Source organism: Parabacteroides sp. TM07-1AC, from assembly GCF_003480915.1.
Classification (GTDB): domain Bacteria; phylum Bacteroidota; class Bacteroidia; order Bacteroidales; family Tannerellaceae; genus Parabacteroides; species Parabacteroides chongii.
Genome location: NZ_QUKD01000005.1, coordinates 1 through 18,669 on the forward strand (window position 1 = coordinate 1; position 18,669 = coordinate 18,669).

Consider the following 18,669-nt stretch of genomic DNA (forward strand, 5'->3'; position numbering starts at 1 on the left):
TCGCTCATTCTGTCGCTAAGTCTAAACCGGTACAATCCATAAGCAGGAAGAAGAACAAGGATGCCGTTCATTGTGTATTTACATTCCAAAGGGTTTGCCTTTCGACAGCTGTGGGAAGGCCTTTCGACAGCTATGGGAAAACCTTTCGACAGCTATCGAAATATCTTACCACAGCTGTCGAAAGGCAAATTGTTTGAGAAATCAACTTTATCTGTTCACCATATATTAAACAAAACTCCGTATTCTTCGATATAAGAATACGGAGTTTCGCTATTGACGCAATTTCAAATTTACATAACCGGAGCATCCGGAGCTTTACCCGGCTTTGGAGCTTCCCCTTCTTTATAGAATGGTAACGGTCCCATCTTATATTCTTCCGGACCATAACGGAGAGTCGATGCCATAATCTCATCCCATGTAATCGGTTTACCGGTATAAGCCGCTTCACGTCCAAGAATAGCAACCTGGGTTGAATAGGCCAGTGCTTCTGCCTGATTTATTTTTTTATCTAAACGAATTGATTCAACCAAATGGACATGTTCCTGATCATACGGATTTTTCACCGGTTTATTCTGATAGTCATACTCCCAAAGGGTATTCCCATTGTAATCTACAAGCTTAATTTCACCTCTGTCGTTCAACAGGGCAACGCCTTTGGTGCCATATACCTGTTCGGATACATTTCCGTCACAACCGTCAATCTGACGAGCAGTTGCCAACATCCGTTTATTATTATTGTAATAATAGTCTACACTGAAGAAGTCATAAATATCGCCAGTCAGACGCTGTGCACGACCGCCGAAACCTACTGCACGAACCGGACGATCTTCCATAAACCAAGTAACAACATCAATATTATGAATAGCCTGATCCAGCAGATGGTCACCGCTTAGCCATTTAATATTAAACCAGTTACGGATACAATATTCCATATCGCTCCATTCCGGCCGTTTCCGTTTATTCCACCAGGCACCCTGATCCCAATGAGCTGAAGATGACACCACATCACCAATCAATCCATTTTTTACCTGAACATAAGCTTCCCAATAGTCTTTACGATGACGACGCTGATTTCCCGTTACTACAGTCAAACCTTTTGAAGTTGCCACTTTTGCCGCAGCAATCACTGTACGTATACCCGTAGGGTCGACAGCACAAGGCTTTTCCATAAAGATATGTTTACCGGCTTCAACGGCAGCTTTAAACTGTTCCGGACGGAAATGTGTCGGAGTACACAGCAGAACGACGTCTATATCGTTCATCGCCAATACCTTTTTATACGCATCGAATCCCAGGAAGCAGTTTGCATCAGAAACCTCGTTTTTAAATTGTTCCGATAATACTTTCCGGCAAGTAGCCATTCTATCCGGAAACAGATCAGCCAAAGCGATGATGGAAACATTCGGACCGGATTTAAGAAACTGAGTAGCTGCACCTGTTCCACGGTCACCGCAACCGACCAACGCCGCTTTTAACGGTTTTCCGTCAGGAGCCACTTCTACAAAAGAAAACATTCCCAATTCTTCCGGAGAATAATTCTTCGCAGCGGCACCTGCACCTTGTTTTTCTTGCGTACATGAAGTCATTACAGCCGACGACATACCCAGTGGTATTCCGGCACCCAACAATGCTGTGTTTGTTAAGAAATCTCTTCTTTTCATGGTATCTATTATAAATAATATAGTTATTAGATGCCCAAATATATGAATTCATTATCAACAAAACAAACTTAGAATACATTTTATACATCACATTATTAAGCAGATAGAGAAATACCACATGTATTTAATACAATAAGACAAAGAATATTGTACTAAATACGCCAAGATCCTATCGGATAGCTTTTTCCCTGTTATACAATAAGTAAAAATATCAAAACAGACTGGAAAAACATCGGCAAACCAGATTTTTCGTACCTTTGGAAGCATAAACAATAACATAAACACGAGATGAAAAGCACAAATTATCTTTTCCTCCTTGGGGTCGGACTCAGTACGTTATTTTCCTGTAAGGAAGTAAGTGCCCCTGACCCTGTCTATCCTATTCCGACACCGGAGCAGGTGGAATGGCATAAAATGGAAACCTATGCATTCGTCCATTTTGGTTTGAACACATTCAACGATCTTGAATGGGGATACGGAAATACGCCGGCTTCAACTTTCAATCCTACTGATCTGGATTGCGAACAATGGGTCCGCACGATCCAGGCAGCCGGATTAAAAGGGGTGATCCTCACCGCCAAACATCACGACGGTTTTTGTCTGTGGCAGACTGCTACTACAGAATACAGCGTGAAAAACTCCCCTTGGGAAGATGGGAAAGGAGATATGGTGAAAGAGCTTTCCGATGCCTGCCATAAACACGGACTGAAATTCGGAATCTATCTTTCTCCCTGGGATCGCAACAGTGAAAATTACGGACAACCGGGATACGTAGAGAAGTTTCATGCCCAATTGCATGAACTGGTGTGCAACTATGGCCCGTTGTTCGAATACTGGTTCGACGGCGCAAACGGAGGAAACGGCTGGTACGGCGGTGCCGATGAAACACGTTCGATCGACCCGAACAGTTATTATAAATACGAACAGGCCGTCGACACCATCAAAAAATACAATCCGTCAGTCATGATCTTCGGCGGAACCGAACCTACTATCCGCTGGATCGGGAACGAAGAAGGCTGGGCAGGTGATACACAATGGAGTATGTTTACCAAAAAAGACGGCATACATTACCGTCAGAGCCAATGGGGACTGGAAGATGGCGAGCAGTGGCTGGGCGGCGAATGCGATGTATCCATCCGTCCGGGCTGGTTCTATCATGCACGCGAAGACCACCAGGTGAAGTCGTTGTCACATCTGGTAGATCTGTATTACCGGAGTGTGGGACATAATGCGAACTTCCTGTTGAATTTCCCTGTCGCACTGAACGGAAAGATCAGCCCGACCGATTCGATCCGCGCTATCGAATGGCATCAGACCATACAGAACGATCTTAAAACAGATTTATTGAAAGGTACCTCTGTAAAAGCCAGCAATTCCCGCGGCGGTCAGTTCAAAGCCGACAAAGTCAATGACGGGGATTGGGATTCTTACTGGGCTACAGATGATGACGTCACAAATGCAACACTTACCTTTACATTTAATAAACCGACAGATGTAAACCGCCTGATGATCCAGGAATACATTCCATTGGGGCAGCGCGTAAAAGCATTTACCATCGAAACGGAAAAAGACGGACAATGGACTCCCGTCGAAGCAGCCGACTCTACGACAACTGTCGGTTATAAACGAATTGTCCGCTTCCAGACCGTCAACGCTGATAAGATACGCATCAACTTCCTGGATGCACGCGGTCCGCTATGTATTAATAATGTAGAAGCATTCCTTGCACCTGCATTGCTGACAGAACCTGCAATCAGACGTGACTCGAAGAATATCATTACAATCCAGGTGGAAGATAAAAATTCAGAACTTCATTACACAACCGACGGTTCTGAACCGACAAAAGACTCTCCTCGTTACACAGAACCGTTTGCGTTTGCTCAAAAAGGTACGATCAAAGCTATTTCATACGACCGTACATTTGACAAAGCCAGTCCGGTATCTGTAAAAGAACTGGATATTCCAGCTTCAGACTACACGGTTATTTCTCCAAAGAACGAAAAGGCTATTGCCATGTTCGACGGTAACGGATATACAACTTTTTATTTACCGAAAGGAAAGCAAGAGATTGAGATACAATTGGCTAAAGAACTTCCGATCGCCGGATTCCGTTATGTGCCTAACCAGGGACGTGATGCAGGAGGACATATTTCCAATTATCAGTTATTTGTGAACAACAAAAAAATTGCTGAAGGAGAGTTCTCAAACATCAAACATAATCCGATCGAACAGGAAATACGTTTCCCGGCTGTAAAAGGGGATAAGATCCGGTTTGTAGCAACACGGATTGTGGATGATTTGCCGCAAGCTGGGATTGGGGAGTTTTCAGTTATTACTGAATAAAGCCAGTAGTACAAAACCAATACGATTCAAATAAGAAGGAGTGTCGAAACGTATGTTTGACACTCCTTCTTTATATATAATAGCATTTCTTTGATAATACAATCTTATTTACTTAGTTCTTGGAGAACTATGTTCATTTGGAATATCTTTATAGTAATAGCAAAAGCTTTTTATAAAAATATTTTTAGACTTAAGACGATAAACTTATTGGTGCTTGTGGTCGTTTTTTTCAAATTATTAAAAAACGCTGGCAAGTTATATAAAAATATCACAACTACAACTTTTTTTACATAAAATATCCAGCCATACTAAATATTTAGCAGCAGGAGCCACTGAAAACGAACCAATGAAAGCCACTTTTTTACATCTTTTAAATAACAATAGACATCAAATCTTCATTTTATAGCCAATTTCCCTTCTACTATATCCACAAAGAACATGATACTCAATTGACTTAAATTCAAAGCAAGAACAGAATAACGACTGTTCAAAATAAAATCATTAAGCTTTTCTTCTAACTAAAAGACATAGTCCTCCAAGGACTTAGATATACCTTATTTAACCTTAGTGAAAATTGTAGTTATATTATATAATTTAATGTGTGTGAAATGAAAAAGTTAACTTTTACTTTACTGTGCCTTGTGATCTGCATGTGTACAGTAGTAGCTCAAAATGTGAAGGTGACAGGTTCTGTTACCGCCGCAGATGACGGTCTACCGATTATTGGAGCATCAATTCTTGTTAAAGGGACAACGATTGGTACAGTAACGGATATAGAAGGTCGTTTCTCTTTGGATGTACCACCTGAAGGAAAGATTTTGCAAATCTCGTATGTCGGTATGAACACGCAGGAAGTAGCTGTAAAACCAGTTATTAAAGTGCTCCTGCAATCAGACACCCAGAAATTGGAAGAAGTTGTCGTTACGGCAATGGGTATTACCCGTTCCGAAAAGACCCTGGGGTATTCAGCAACGACCGTTAAGGCCGATGAAATTATCAGCTCACGTACGACCAATGTTGCCGATGCCCTCTCCGGTAAGGTAGCCGGATTATCGGTTAGCTCTACCTCTTCCGATCCAGGTTCAGTTAGTAACATTATCATCCGTGGTTTCAGTTCTATCAACGGAAGTAATCAACCACTTTATGTGGTTGACGGTGTACCTTTACAGAACAATATGGTTTCCAAAGATGGTAAAAACGTCTCAACAGGTGGTATATCTAGTGTTTCTGCCGAAGATATCGCTTCCATGACCGTATTGAAAGGTGCAGCTGCAACCGCTTTATATGGTAGCCGTGCTGCCAATGGTGTGATCGTGATCACTACAAAGTCAGGAAAGAGAGGCGACGGACGGAATTTCTCAATCAGTTACAGCGGTAATGTGCAAGCACGTATGGTCTCTTTTTTGCCGGAATTACAAAACTCATTCGGGCAAGGTTGGAATGGTGCTCAGACTTATATCGAAAATGGTTCCTGGGGTCCCCGGTTAGATGGATCCATGCAAGTGTATGGTCCGATTTGGAATAACCAGCAGTTGATTCATGAATACAGCGCCAAAAAAGATAATCTGAAAGATTTCTTTGATGCAGGCTGGTCACATAATCATACAATTTCGTTGAGTGGCGTTTCCAATGACAATAAAATGGATTATTACTTATCTTATTCATTCACTGGTGATGATGGTATTATGCCGTATGATTATGACACGTATGAACGTAATACAGTCGCTTTCCGTGGCGGTTACCAGGCAACCGACTGGTTGAAAGTCTCTTCTTCAGTCAACTTTGCACGTAGCCAAACAGATGCTGTAGGTAGTTACCAAGGAACATCCGTAATAGACGGTGTACTCGAATTACCACGTGATATTTCTATCGTGGACATGAAAGATACCAGTTCTCCATTTAATACACCGGAGGCTTATTTCACCCCTTATGGTATCACTAACCCATATTGGGCATTGGAAAACAACTACAACCATATGGCTTCAAAGCAAATTTACGGTAAAGTACAATTAGATGTCAACCCAATTAAAGAACTGAAACTTTCTTATCGCATGGGATTCGACTATACAGACTACGACCATAAGGTCGGTACTCCGCAAATTAATCTGGACGATGCGCTGATTGACGAAGACTATGGATATGCACCTTCTAACATGAACCAAAGTGGATCTGTATATACCAGGTACGGCCGTCATTACGAATTAAATCACGACTTCCTTGCCAATTACGCCAAACGCTTCTTAGACAACAAATTGGACATTAATGTAAATGCCGGAGTAAACATGAATGAACGCGGGTATACACGCATGACCGGACAGACCGACGACCTGTCTTTCTATTCCGGATTTTGGGATCTGAGTAATGGTTCTACAAAGACAACGCTATCGGAAAGCCAAAATAAACGTCGTTTAGTCGGCCTCTTTGGAGATGTGACTGTAGGTTGGGACGATATGATTTATTTGAACTTAACTGCTCGAAATGACTGGTCGTCTACATTACCGCTTAACAACAACAGCTTTTTCTATCCAGGAGCTACATTGAGCTGGATCTTCACCCGCTTGATTCCGGAAAATGAGATCCTTACTTTTGGTAAGGCCCGCTTGGCTTATGGTAAAACCGGTAACGATGCCAGTCCATACCAAACAGGTTTGACGTATGTACAAGGTACGGCACATGGTTATTATGGCAGTGATGTGTCTAAATTTCCAATGAACGGAGTGAACGCTTTTATGGCTTCCAATACCAAAGGAAGTAACACGTTGCGCCCGGAAATGACATCTGAATTTGAAGTTGGAATGAATCTACAATTCTTCAACGGACGTTTAGGTTTTGATGCCGCTTATTACAATCGTAAGACAAAAGACCAGATCTTTACTCTTCCAACCGATCCGTCAACCGGCTTCAGCTATATGGTGACCAATTTCGGAGAAGTTAGTAACAAGGGGGTAGAATTAGTAATCAATACAATCCCCGTACAAACTAAAGATTTCCGATGGGATTTGAGTTTCAATTTTTCAAAGAATAACAACAAAGTTCTTTCATTGCCAGAAAGCCTAGAAGGTGGGAAAGTTTCCATTTACAACTTCTCCGCCGGAAATGATGCTATTTACATGTATGCAGAAGAAGGCAAGCCGATGGGACAGTTCTATACCTATTTACCTAAGAAGACAGCAGACGGAAAACCTATCGTGGATGCAAATGGTTATCCTATATTAAGTACCTCTGTTGAAGATTCCGGAAAAAATATGAATCACGATTGGACCGGCGGTATCAATACAGCTTTTACTTATAAAGATTTTACCTTGAGCGCAGCTTTGGATATTCGTAGCGGTGGCTACATGTTCTCACGTACGAAGAACCTGATGCAGTTTACTGGTAATGGTGTGGTTACGACCTACAACGACCGCCGTCCGTTCATTATCCCGAATTCAGTCGTAGATAATGGCGATGGTAGTTATTCCGAAAATACAACTCCTATCTATTTGGGTAATGGTAGTTATCAAACTTATTTTAATGATTATGGATATGGTGACGGCGGTGAAGCTTACCTGCTCGATCGTTCATTTGTGAAATTGCGTAACATCAGCTTGACTTGGAATGTTCCGAAACAATGGGTACGCAAAATGTCATTAAGTAATTTGGCTATCACAGCATTTTGTAATAATGTATTTACTTGGACCGCTTCCGACAACCGTTATGTCGATCCGGAATCAACAACCGTATCACAGGATTCTTATGGTGACTTGGCAACACAATTTGGTGAACTTTATACCAACCCGTCTTGCCGCGTATTCGGATGTAACCTAAGTGTTAAATTCTAAAAAACAAGGAGAATATAAGTATGAAAAAGATATTATTAGCATCAGCACTCTTTTTAGGTGTAGGTTTCACTTCTTGCGACAGTTATTTGGATATCAATACCGATCCGAACTCGCCCGCAGAGGAAAATATAGAAACTTTTATGTTGATGCCTGCCATCGAAATGAATACAGCTTCAAGTTATGGCAATTTCTTACGTATCGCAGGCGGTTTCCATGCTCAACAGTATGCTCATCTGTTCGGTACGAGCAACTATTTGGACTATTCAAAATTTAATATGTCGGCTACCCGTAGCAGCAGTACCTATACGCAGTTCAATCAAAAGGCATTACAGAACTTAAAAACGTTACTGAACAAGTCTGTTGAGCAAGAAGATTGGGGTACTCACCTTGCAGGTACGGTTTTGCGTGCATTCATTTACCAAGCTTTGGTAGACTGTTATGGCGAAGCTCCTTATACAGAAGCATTGGACTTGGAGAATTTCCCGACTCCAAAATACGATGATGGCCAGACTATTTATGAAGGCGTAATTACAGAGATTAATACGGCATTGGAAAAAGTCTCACCGGTAAATATCGTATGTACTAATTTCCTGTATCCCTCTGAAACTGCCAATAAATGGATCCAGTTCGCCAATGCTCTAAAGCTAAAGATGTTGATGCGTATGGCAGACGTTAAAGATGTAAAAGCAGAGGTGGGAGCTTTGATTGCAGAAAATAACTTTCCGACTTCCGATGTCGCTTATAAAGGTTGTTGGAAAAACGAACCGGGTCAAATGAATCCATTCTATTCAGAAGAGTTCGCTACAACTTGGGGATCTACACAAACCAATATCGCGGCAAACCTAGCTGTCATTAGTACTATGCAGATAAAAAACAGCGAAGGAGGAATTGAATATGAAGACCCACGATTGGCTGTATTCTTCCAAAAAAACAAAGCCGGCGAATATATTGGCGGTATTTCAGGAACCAACTATCCGAAATCGACCAGCAAATTGCAGGATTGGTGTCGTCCGGTGGCCACATTCGATATGCCGGTTTACCTGATCACCGTATCGGAAGTTGAATTCTTCAAGGCTGAATATTATGCACGTTATGGATCTGCAGCCGATGCCGCCACTCATTATGCGGCCGCCATCGAGGCTTCTTTTGCTTCTGCTAACGTAAGCGGAGCTGCCGACTATGTAGCCCGTTATCCGTTCGATACTTCCAACTATAAGAAGAGTATCGGTATAGCTAAATGGGTCGCTCTTTCCGGTGTCAACCCGTTCGAAGCCTGGTGTGAGATGCGTCGTTTGGATTACCCCACATTCGGTACAGCCAAAGGTAGCGACTTTTATACCGAAGGCGATCAGGAATCATACAATACATCCAAATATGTTCCCGGTACGTTGTACACGCCGATTCAGGTATTTGGCGAAGTGGGTGCAAATAAATTGCTGGAACGTTATCCGTATGCAGAAAGTTCTTCTTCCCGTAATGAGAACACACCGGCATTCCCGGGATATACGTCACCGGTGTTCTGGGGTAAATAATTTAATTTAAAAGAGAGATTTATGAAAAAAGTAATTTATATCTTATTGCTTTTTTGCGGTCTTTTCGGTTTATGGGGCTGCGAGAAAACGACAGAAGGTCTGACTAAAGTGACCTATTATGTGAACTTCGAACTAAATGGTGATGATCCCATGCTGGTATCGATGGGTAGTACATTTTCTGATCCCGGTGTAATTGCTATGGAGGGAGAAGAAGACGTGACCGCTTCGGTTGCTGTCAATAGTGATGTGAATGCTGATCAGATCGGTCTGTATTCCGTATCTTATTCAGCAGCAAATGCGGATGGATTCTCCAGTTCAATTAAACGTACGGTGATTGTTTATGATCCGGAGATTACAACAGATGCTTCTGGTAATTATACAGTAGATTCAAGTGTTAGTTATCGAAATATGAGTGGTGAGCAAGTTCCGTTCAAAGGAGATTTCAGCGTATCTGTTACTTTGGTAGCACCAGGCATATTTGCTGTATCCGATTTTTTGGGAGGTTGGTATGATCAAGGAGCCGCTTACGGTTCAACTTATGCCATGAAAGGCTATTTCAAACTGAATGCAGACAATACAATCGAACCACTCAGTAGCTTAGTTGCAGGTTGGGGAGACTCTATGGACAATATGAAAGATGGGAAATACGACCCGGAAACGGGACAGATTTCCTGGTATATCGACTATGCAGGAACGATGACATTCTATGTAATAATGAACAAATAAACGGATAGAAATTATGAACAAACATATTATTTGGTTATTTACCCTGCTGGTATTCGTATTGGCAGGTTGCGAAAAAGACGAAATAGGAAACACAGCAACCGAAGCACTTGCCGGTGAATGGAAAGTGACGGTAGATGCAGTAGATGAAGGAGGTAACGTCATTGCCGAAGATTGTTATGAAATGGGGTATATCCTAATGAATACCTATAACACGGCAGCAAACACACCCTCTGAAATGTATGTAGACGATATAGGTAACTTTTGGGAATATAAAGTACGGGTTAAATCGGATGTCGGTGCGTTGACATTTGCGACTAATGGCGCTGCTTCCAATGAAGCCTACGAATGTGATGTGACGATTGACGGCGGTAAAATCTTATTGGGAGCTGCAACGACACCCCATGGAACACCGGCAGACAGTATTGTCTATTATATCTCATTCAGCGACGATGAACCTGGTATGAAGTATAAAGTTTCCGGATATCGCTATACAGGACTTGCTGTTGACGATTAATTTATAAAATCTATTTATAAAACATACATATTAACCTAAAATCTTACTAGACACACCTGACCGGAGTTAGTAGTGATACCAGCTCCGGTTTTTTTATACGACAAAAGAACGCTCTTATTCGTACAAAACAGGATCATGAGGAATAGGTCATAAACCAATGCGTAACTTTCTCGCTATAGGTCTTCGAGATCGGGATATCCGGGACTTTCTCTACCCCTAATTCCAGATAAACGCCATCTTTTTCACGACGGATCACTTTAACCTGGTCGAAATTGACCATATAGGAACGATGGCAGCGTAACACATTTGTTTCCGCCAGGCTCTCCTCGATCGCCTTCAACGAATTGCGAAGCATGAACTTTGTCAACACTCCTTTATTCAGGTACCAGATACAGACATAGTTATCAGCAGATTCAATATATAAAAGATTTGTCCGCTTCACCGACAAACGCAATTCGTGCTTCTCGTCATAGAAAGAGAATACAGATAATTTGTTGGCAGCTTCCGCCCTGTCTTCTTCCAGCAACCTCAATTGCCGTTCTTTCTCCTGATAAGAAAAATAAAGATGCAAAGCCGAATAAGGCAACAGCAATACCAGACTCGTATTGATAGCCGACTCTTTGAATACACTCAAATATTCACGTTCCGGATTCAATACCAGCGTATAAATCGTATAAAACAGAGACATAAAAAATATCTCCAGCAGGATCCACAGCGAATATCCGCCTACCGAAACAACATGTTTCCTCCCCCAATAATACATTACGATCCGGCTGATTACCACCACCAGTACACCGGTAAGGATTATCAGGCTGGAAAAAACAAAAAATTTAAACTCTGAAACCGGATACCAGTTAGACGAACTGAACGGCTTATAAATATTGATAAACACCAAAGCGAAAAGTGCCGTCAGCAGAACCAGGCGAACGATGTTCGACTTCTCATAAATATAAGCGGGTATTTTATGACCGAGCATTCCCATATCTTTTGCCTCTTATTTGGTAACAAATGTACTAGTAAATCCCGAAACATTCACCCCGTATACAAAAATTTCACCCCGCTATTCGGATTTATGCCCCTGCCGGAGTTCACCGGAACCATTTATTTGCAAGGATTGTTTTAATAATGTTTGTTTGCATCAAAAATCGATTGTTATGGATATCTCACTTCGCACACAACAACTAAACAGCCTTTTTTCGTACGATAAAAAGGCACGCCTGGAAGAGAGCCGTCTGGAAATAACTCCCTTTCGTTTTACGCAGACAATAGGTGCCAGCGAAATAAACGAATTCCAAAAGGAGCTTGCCACGACCGAATTCTGTTCCGTCACCGACGACCATATCCAGGAAAATAAAATATTTAATTATACGGTTTTTGCCCCTTCCGGAAAAGAGAAGCGCGACAAAGCCATCATTCTCCTGCACGGACTGAACGAGCGGACCTGGGAAAAATACCTGACGTGGGCCGAATACCTGACCGAGTCGACCGGAAAGCCGGTCATACTTTTCCCGATCGCTTTCCATATGAACCGGACACCGGGCAGCTGGTGCAATCCGCGAACTGTATTACCCTGGGTCGGCAAACGGAAACAGGAAATAAACAACCTGGTCAACTCCACCTTTGCCAATGTGGCATTAAGCAGTCGGCTGTCAATAAACCCGTTGCGCTTCTATGCCTCGGGACGGGAATCGGTGTATAACCTCTGGCAACTGGTATACGAAATCAAAAGCGGCAGACATCCTCTGTTCAAAGAAGATACGTCCATCAATCTGTTTGCCTACTCGATCGGAGCATTGCTGTCGCAGGTATTATTATTGAGTAATCCGGAGAAAATGTTCAACGACACCCGCCTGTTCATGTTCTGCGGCGGTTCCATATTCAGCGAGATGGATGGAAATGCACGCGACATTATGGATAAGGAGGCATTCGACAGCCTGCAGCGTTTTTACCGCCATGACTTCCTGGAAAACCGTTCTTTACCGACTTCGTTTAAGAATGATTTCCTCGAACAGGCTTTCAAGGCTATGATCCGTCCGGATGTGCTACAGGAATACCGCGAATCCTTTTTCCAAAAAGCATGTCACCGGATCCAGGCGATCTCACTGAAGAAAGATGTCGTCATGCCGACCGGCGGAGTGATCAAAGCATTGGGCAAAGCATCCGGCAAGATACTGGAAGAACTGGATTTTCCTTTCCCCTATTCACATCAGATACCGTTCCCGTTCCGGTCAAAGACCGACCAGACACTCGTAAACCAGGAATTCAACAGTATATTCAGCAAAGCGGCGGCATTCCTGTAAAAACAGAATGAATATCAAAAAAGCCCCGGGATCACCCAGGGCTTTTTCATTTCATACAGAGCTTTTAATACTCCGGTTTTATTATACTTAACTATCAATTAGTCCAATGTAATCACTTTATATTTCGGTACCAAAGCCTTCATTGCTACCCATCCGATCAGATAAGCGACCGAACATACGCAGAAGATAATGAAATATCCCGCTGGTTTCCCTTCGAATCCCATAAACGTCATATGAGTCTCATCCGCATAAACAAACAGGTTACCTGCCACTTTTTGCAGGATCATCGAACCTACACCGCCAGCCATACCACCGATACCGGTAATACTAGCAATCGCTGATTTCGGGAACATATCGCCTACCGTAGAGAAAATGTTAGCAGACCAGGACTGGTGAGCTGCACCACCGATACCGATCAATATAACCGGGAACCAGGGAGAGATCGTACCCAGCGGTTGCGCCAGCAATACAACGAGCGGGAAGAAAGCAAAGATCAACATCGCTTTCATACGGGCTGCATACGGGTTCATACCTGTACGGTTGATAAATATAGTCGGCAGTTTACCACCGTAAATAGAGAGCATTGTCACGGCATATAAAGTAAAGATAAGTGCCATGCCCAACGGATCTGAAGTTTTGATCCCGAATTGTGTATTCAAATAAGAAGGAGTCCAGAACAAGAAGAACCACCATACACCGTCTGTCATGAATTTACCGACAACGAATGCCCAAGTCTGTTTAAAAGTAAAACACTGCCAAAAACCTATTTTCTTCTGCTGGTCTTCCGGCAATTCCGGAGCTACACCCTCTTCGTGTTTATCCTGCTCAATATAAGCGAGTTCAGCAGCATTTACATGTTTACTCTTGGCTGGCGAAGTGTACATAAATACCCACATCCCCATCCAAACAAAGCCCAACGCACCAATTACGATAAACGCCATCTCCCAACCCAGCCATTTAGCCAACGGCGGAATAGTCAGCGGAGCGATCAAAGCACCGATAGAGGCACCGGCATTAAATATAGACGTCGCATAGGCACGGTCTTTTTTCGGAAAATACTCGGCTGTTACCTTAATAGCTGCCGGGAAGTTTCCTGCCTCTCCTAATGCCAGCACACAGCGGGCAACCAGGAAGCAATACATACTGACAGTAGCCAAAACAACCACTACATCACCTGTTGCAGCAATCAATTCGGCAGCACTGTTCATACCTACATAATGCTCTGTTACAACACCACACAAAGCATGCAAACAAGCACCAGCCGACCAGACACCAATCGACCAAAGATATCCTTTCTTCGTACCCATCCAGTCGATAAAGCGACCGGCAAACAACATACAAATAGCATATACAATAGAGAATACAGAAGTGATCGTTCCGTAATGGGATTCATTCCAATGAAATTCGGGTTTGATAAATTCATCCCAGGTTAGTGATAAGACCTGACGGTCGAGATAATTTACTGTCGTTGCGAAAAACAACATCGCACAGATTGTCCATCTGTACTGGGTCATTTTCTGACCTACATTGCCTAATGTGCTCATTTCTTACTGGTTTTTCATGATTTGCGGCAAATATATATCATTTTTTTTAAATACAAAGCATATTGTGTGTGCGAATACACAATTATTTTCATTTAATTGGGAACTCACAGTAGAACCGGGTTATAATCAAGAAATGATTCTGTGTAGAGTTGGGTTCTACGTTTTTTTTATCATCTTTGTATAAAGAAAACACACAACACATTACAAGCTGTCTTTATGAGAAAATCTATTCTATACCTTTTGCTGATGATTTTCTGTCTATCCGGGCTATATGCCGCCAACAGAAAACCATTCAATTATTACTTTTCACATATCTCAAGTGAAGACGGCTTATCTGAAAGTCAAGTCAAAGTAATCCTACAGGATAGTTATGGCTTTATGTGGTTCGGGACTAAAAACGGGTTGAACCGCTATGACGGGACCTCTATCCAGACATTCAATTGCGACGATTATATCACCGGAACAAGCAATCACAATATATCCGCCCTTTTTGAAGATGAAAATAAAAAGTTGTGGGTAGGTACGGACCGGGGCGTGTATATCTATGATCCGGTTTACGACAAATTTTCTTTCATCAACCTGGAGGCTGAGAATGGGGAAAGAATGTTCAACTGGGTAGCCAGAATAACGTCCGACCATGATGGAAATATATGGGTGCTGATCCCTGACCAGGGCGCTTTCCGTTATAAAGACGAGAAGTTATATTATTATGCCATCACCAACAAGGATAATATCAAACGGGAAAGTACGGAAGCCATCTGTGTAAAAGAAAACGGCGAGGTGTGGATCGGCACGGCAGGAGTCGGTATCTTCCGTTACAACCCCGAAACAGATTCATTCACTCAATACCATACCGATAAGAATGGCAACAGCCTGATGGGCGAGCATATCTTTGCCATGTGTGAATATGGCGACTGGATCGCCCTCGCCATTCATGACGGCGAACTGAAAAAATACAATCCGGTGACCAACGTCCTGCAGACAGTGAAAGCCCCGGGCGTGCACCATACGATCCTACGGGATGTGGTATGCCTGGACAAAGAAAGACTTTGGGTCTGCACGCATGCCGGGTTATTCATTGTCGATGAAGCCCACAATAAAGTAACCCATCTGGAAGAAGACCCGATGCATTCGTACAATCTTTCGGATAATATCATCTTTTGCATCCATAAAGACCGGGAAGGCGGGATCTGGCTCGGCACAAAATTCGGGGGTGTCAACTACCTGCCGAACCATAAGCTGCTGTTTGAAAAGTATGTTCCTTCCAGTTCGGAAAAATCGCTCAACACGCGACGCATCCGTGAAATCGTGGAAGCTCCCGACGGCAATATATGGATCGGGACAGAAGATAACGGCATCAATATACTGAATCCCTCAACCGGCGAAGTGACACAGATAAACTATCCGGCTTCCGACAGGAAAAACCACCTCATGACCCAATCCATGAGCTTCCATGACGGGAAAATATACTGCGGGCTGTTCAAATACGGGTTGGATATTATCAACATATCCGACCATTCGATCAGGCACCTCACCCACCAACAGTTAAACCTCGACGAAGAAAGCGTTTATTCCCAGCTAATCGACAGTCGGGGTCGTTTATGGGTTGGAAATGCGTGGGGACTATCCCGGGCAGAAGCTAATTCTTCCAACTTTACCCGGATTCCTGAGGTTGGGCTCGACTGGATCGTGTGCATGCTGGAAGATAAAAAAGGACGGATATGGTTCGCCTCGATGGGAAGCGGTGTCTGGAAATATACACAGGAAGATAACACTTTCAGGAAATATTTTAATGACGAAAAAGATCCCGGCAGCCTGAGTTCAAACTCTGTCAGTTCCATTCTGGAAGACAGCAAAGGACAGATATGGTTCTCTACAGACCGGGGCGGTATCTGCCGGTATAATGAGACGGATGATAATTTCACCACTTTCTCCAAAGAGCAGGGATTACCCGATGATGTCGCCTATAAAATATTGGAGGATAACAAACATAATTTCTGGTTCGGCACGAACCAGGGACTTGTAAAGTTTAAACCGGAGACCGGGGATGTCCGTGTATTCACCGTTCAGGACGGATTGATCGGCAACCAGTTCAACTACAATTCAGGAATTAAGGCGAGCGACGGAAAATTTTATTTCGGGACGATCGACGGACTGATCGCCTTTAATCCGAATGACGACCAGCAAAGTGATTCCATTCCTCCGGTTTATATCACCAAATTCAGCATCTATAATAAGGAAGTAACGGTACATACGCCCAATTCGCCGTTAAGTAAAAGCATCTTGCATACAAACCGGATCGTATTGCCTTACGACCAGTCGAACATCAGTTTTGATGTAGCTATACCTTCTTATTCGTCTGCACGCAGCAAAGAATGTTTCTATAAAATGGAACCGCTGGACCATAACTGGGTAAAGTCAAACAGCAATCAGAACATATCCTATGCCAAATTACCTCCCGGCAATTATATATTCCACGTAAAAGCAACACAGGAAGAGGATACAGACGATCAATCGGCTACATCGCTCCGCATCACCATTCTCCCTCCCTGGTGGTTGTCGACCTGGGCCTACATTGCTTATACGTTACTGGTGCTATGCCTGATATACGGATGGTTCCGCTGGTACAAACGGCGTAAGGAACGGCAGATGGAAGAAAAACAGAAACTTTTCGAAATAGCCAAAGAAAAGGAACTCTACGAAGCTAAGGTGGAATTTTTTACCGAGATCGCCCATGAGGTACGTACGCCCCTGACACTGATCAACGGTCCGCTGGAAACGATCCTCGATATGCATATCCAGGACAGCAAGATCACGCGTAACCTGACCGTGATCGCCCAAAACACCAAACGCCTGCTCGAACTGACCGGGCAGTTGCTTGATTTCCGGAAAGTCGGAGCCAATAAATTCAAGATGGACTTTGCTTGGGTGAATGTCACCACCTTGCTTAAAGATACGATCCTGCGCTTCGAGCCGACCATCCTGCAACAAGAGAAAGTACTGTCCGTCGACATTCCGAAAGAAGAGATCACGGCTGCCATCGACCAGGAAGCCGTTACCAAGATATTGAGTAATCTGCTGAACAATGCACTGAAATATTCGGCACAGACGATACGGATCGAACTGCGTCAGGAGGAGACCACCTTCAGTATCCGCGTGATCAGCGACGGAAAACGAATACCGGCAGAACTCAGCCAACAGATATTCGAACCTTTCTACCAAATCAACAAGAAAGAGGGAGCATCGGCAGGAGCCGGTATCGGTCTGCCGCTCGCCCGTTCGCTCGCCATGCTCCATTCCGGTCAGCTCTGGCTGGATACCAAGGCCACCGACAATTCATTTGTACTGACATTACCTCTTGTCCAGGAAAAAGTCCGGCAACAGGAAAGTGCCATTATCCAGGAAGAATTCATTTTCCCGGAAGAAGGGACCACAGTTAATGCCGAAGGCCGGAACTATACGCTTCTGCTCGTAGAAGATAATGAGACTATGCGCTCGTTCCTGGCGGAAAAACTTCAGGAACTCTTCATCACGGAAACAGCTCCCGACGGCAAAGTGGCACTGGAGATTCTGCGTGAACATCACGTAGATATTGTTGTCAGCGACATTATGATGCCTGTGATGAACGGCCTCGAACTATGTAAAGAAATAAAAGCAGATATCGAACTCAGCCATATTCCGGTTATTTTCCTGACAGCCAAGAACGATCTCGACAGCAAGATCAATGGTCTGCGCCTGGGAGCGGAAGCATATGTAGAAAAGCCTTTCTCTTTCAATTACCTGGCGACACAGATATTCTCGCTGCTAAACAACCGGCAGAAAGAACGCGAAGCATTCTCCAAACGTCCGTTCTTCCCGGTCAATAATATGCAGATGAACAAGGCAGACAAGGAGTTTATGGATCGGATCATTGCAATCATCCACGAAAATATTACGGATGAAAACTTCGGTGTAGAGAGACTGGCAGAAATACTTTTCCTGAGCCGCTCCAGCCTGTTGCGCAAGATAAAGGTGTTATCCGGATTGTCTCCGAATGACTTTATCCGTCTCATCCGCCTGAAGAAAGCAGCAGAACTGATACTCGACGGCCAGCACCGGATCGGGGAAATATGTTACCTGGTAGGTATCAACTCTCCTTCTTATTTCAGTAAGATATTCCAAAAACAGTTTGGTGTGACACCTAAAGATTTTGAAAAGCAGAATCAAGGTATCCCCAATGAGGAATGAA

The 18,669-nt window shown here is 43.4% G+C and carries 10 protein-coding genes; 7 read left to right on the plus strand and 3 right to left on the minus strand.

Going from position 1 to position 18,669, the window contains the following annotated elements; genetic code table 11:
• Positions 1 to 290: 290 nt before the first annotated feature.
• Positions 291 to 1,661, minus strand: coding sequence for a Gfo/Idh/MocA family protein (locus DXD68_RS11890; RefSeq protein ID WP_233577126.1), 1,371 nt, complete (start codon positions 1,659 to 1,661; stop codon positions 291 to 293).
• Positions 1,662 to 1,949: 288 nt separating this feature from the next.
• On the opposite strand from DXD68_RS11890, the gene DXD68_RS11895 reads away from it, so the two are divergent.
• From DXD68_RS11895 to DXD68_RS11915, 5 genes are all read left to right on the plus strand, one after another.
• Positions 1,950 to 4,004: an alpha-L-fucosidase gene (locus DXD68_RS11895; protein WP_122361711.1), complete on the plus strand. Its 2,055-nt coding sequence runs from the start codon at positions 1,950 to 1,952 to the stop codon at positions 4,002 to 4,004.
• Between the two features lie 608 nt (positions 4,005 to 4,612).
• The gene (locus DXD68_RS11900; RefSeq protein WP_122361712.1) at positions 4,613 to 7,825 is read left to right on the plus strand and encodes a SusC/RagA family TonB-linked outer membrane protein; all 3,213 of its coding nucleotides are present in this window, start codon (positions 4,613 to 4,615) and stop codon (positions 7,823 to 7,825) included.
• Between the two features lie 20 nt (positions 7,826 to 7,845).
• Positions 7,846 to 9,357: a SusD/RagB family nutrient-binding outer membrane lipoprotein gene (locus tag DXD68_RS11905; protein WP_122361713.1), complete on the plus strand. Its 1,512-nt coding sequence runs from the start codon at positions 7,846 to 7,848 to the stop codon at positions 9,355 to 9,357.
• A 21-nt stretch (positions 9,358 to 9,378) separates the two neighbouring features.
• Entirely contained in the window at positions 9,379 to 10,083 is a 705-nt protein-coding gene (locus tag DXD68_RS11910; RefSeq protein ID WP_122361714.1) for a BT_2262 family domain-containing protein, read from the plus strand.
• A 13-nt stretch (positions 10,084 to 10,096) separates the two neighbouring features.
• On the plus strand, positions 10,097 to 10,597 hold the full coding sequence (locus tag DXD68_RS11915; protein WP_122361715.1) for a lipid-binding protein: 501 nt from the start codon (positions 10,097 to 10,099) through the stop codon (positions 10,595 to 10,597).
• Between the two features lie 133 nt (positions 10,598 to 10,730).
• Here the strand turns inward: DXD68_RS11915 and DXD68_RS11920 are convergent, their stop codons facing one another.
• Positions 10,731 to 11,573: a LytR/AlgR family response regulator transcription factor gene (locus DXD68_RS11920; RefSeq protein WP_122362062.1), complete on the minus strand. Its 843-nt coding sequence runs from the start codon at positions 11,571 to 11,573 to the stop codon at positions 10,731 to 10,733.
• Positions 11,574 to 11,751: 178 nt separating this feature from the next.
• On the opposite strand from DXD68_RS11920, the gene DXD68_RS11925 reads away from it, so the two are divergent.
• Positions 11,752 to 12,897, plus strand: a complete 1,146-nt coding sequence (locus tag DXD68_RS11925; RefSeq protein WP_122361716.1) for a DUF6051 family protein — start codon at positions 11,752 to 11,754, stop codon at positions 12,895 to 12,897.
• A 98-nt stretch (positions 12,898 to 12,995) separates the two neighbouring features.
• Here DXD68_RS11925 and DXD68_RS11930 read toward each other — a convergent pair whose 3' ends face one another.
• Complete coding sequence (locus DXD68_RS11930) at positions 12,996 to 14,411, minus strand: MFS transporter (RefSeq protein WP_122362063.1); 1,416 nt, start codon at positions 14,409 to 14,411, stop codon at positions 12,996 to 12,998.
• Positions 14,412 to 14,657: 246 nt separating this feature from the next.
• On the opposite strand from DXD68_RS11930, the gene DXD68_RS11935 reads away from it, so the two are divergent.
• Positions 14,658 to 18,668, plus strand: coding sequence for a two-component regulator propeller domain-containing protein (locus DXD68_RS11935; RefSeq protein WP_199715653.1), 4,011 nt, complete (start codon positions 14,658 to 14,660; stop codon positions 18,666 to 18,668).
• Position 18,669 lies beyond the last annotated feature (1 nt).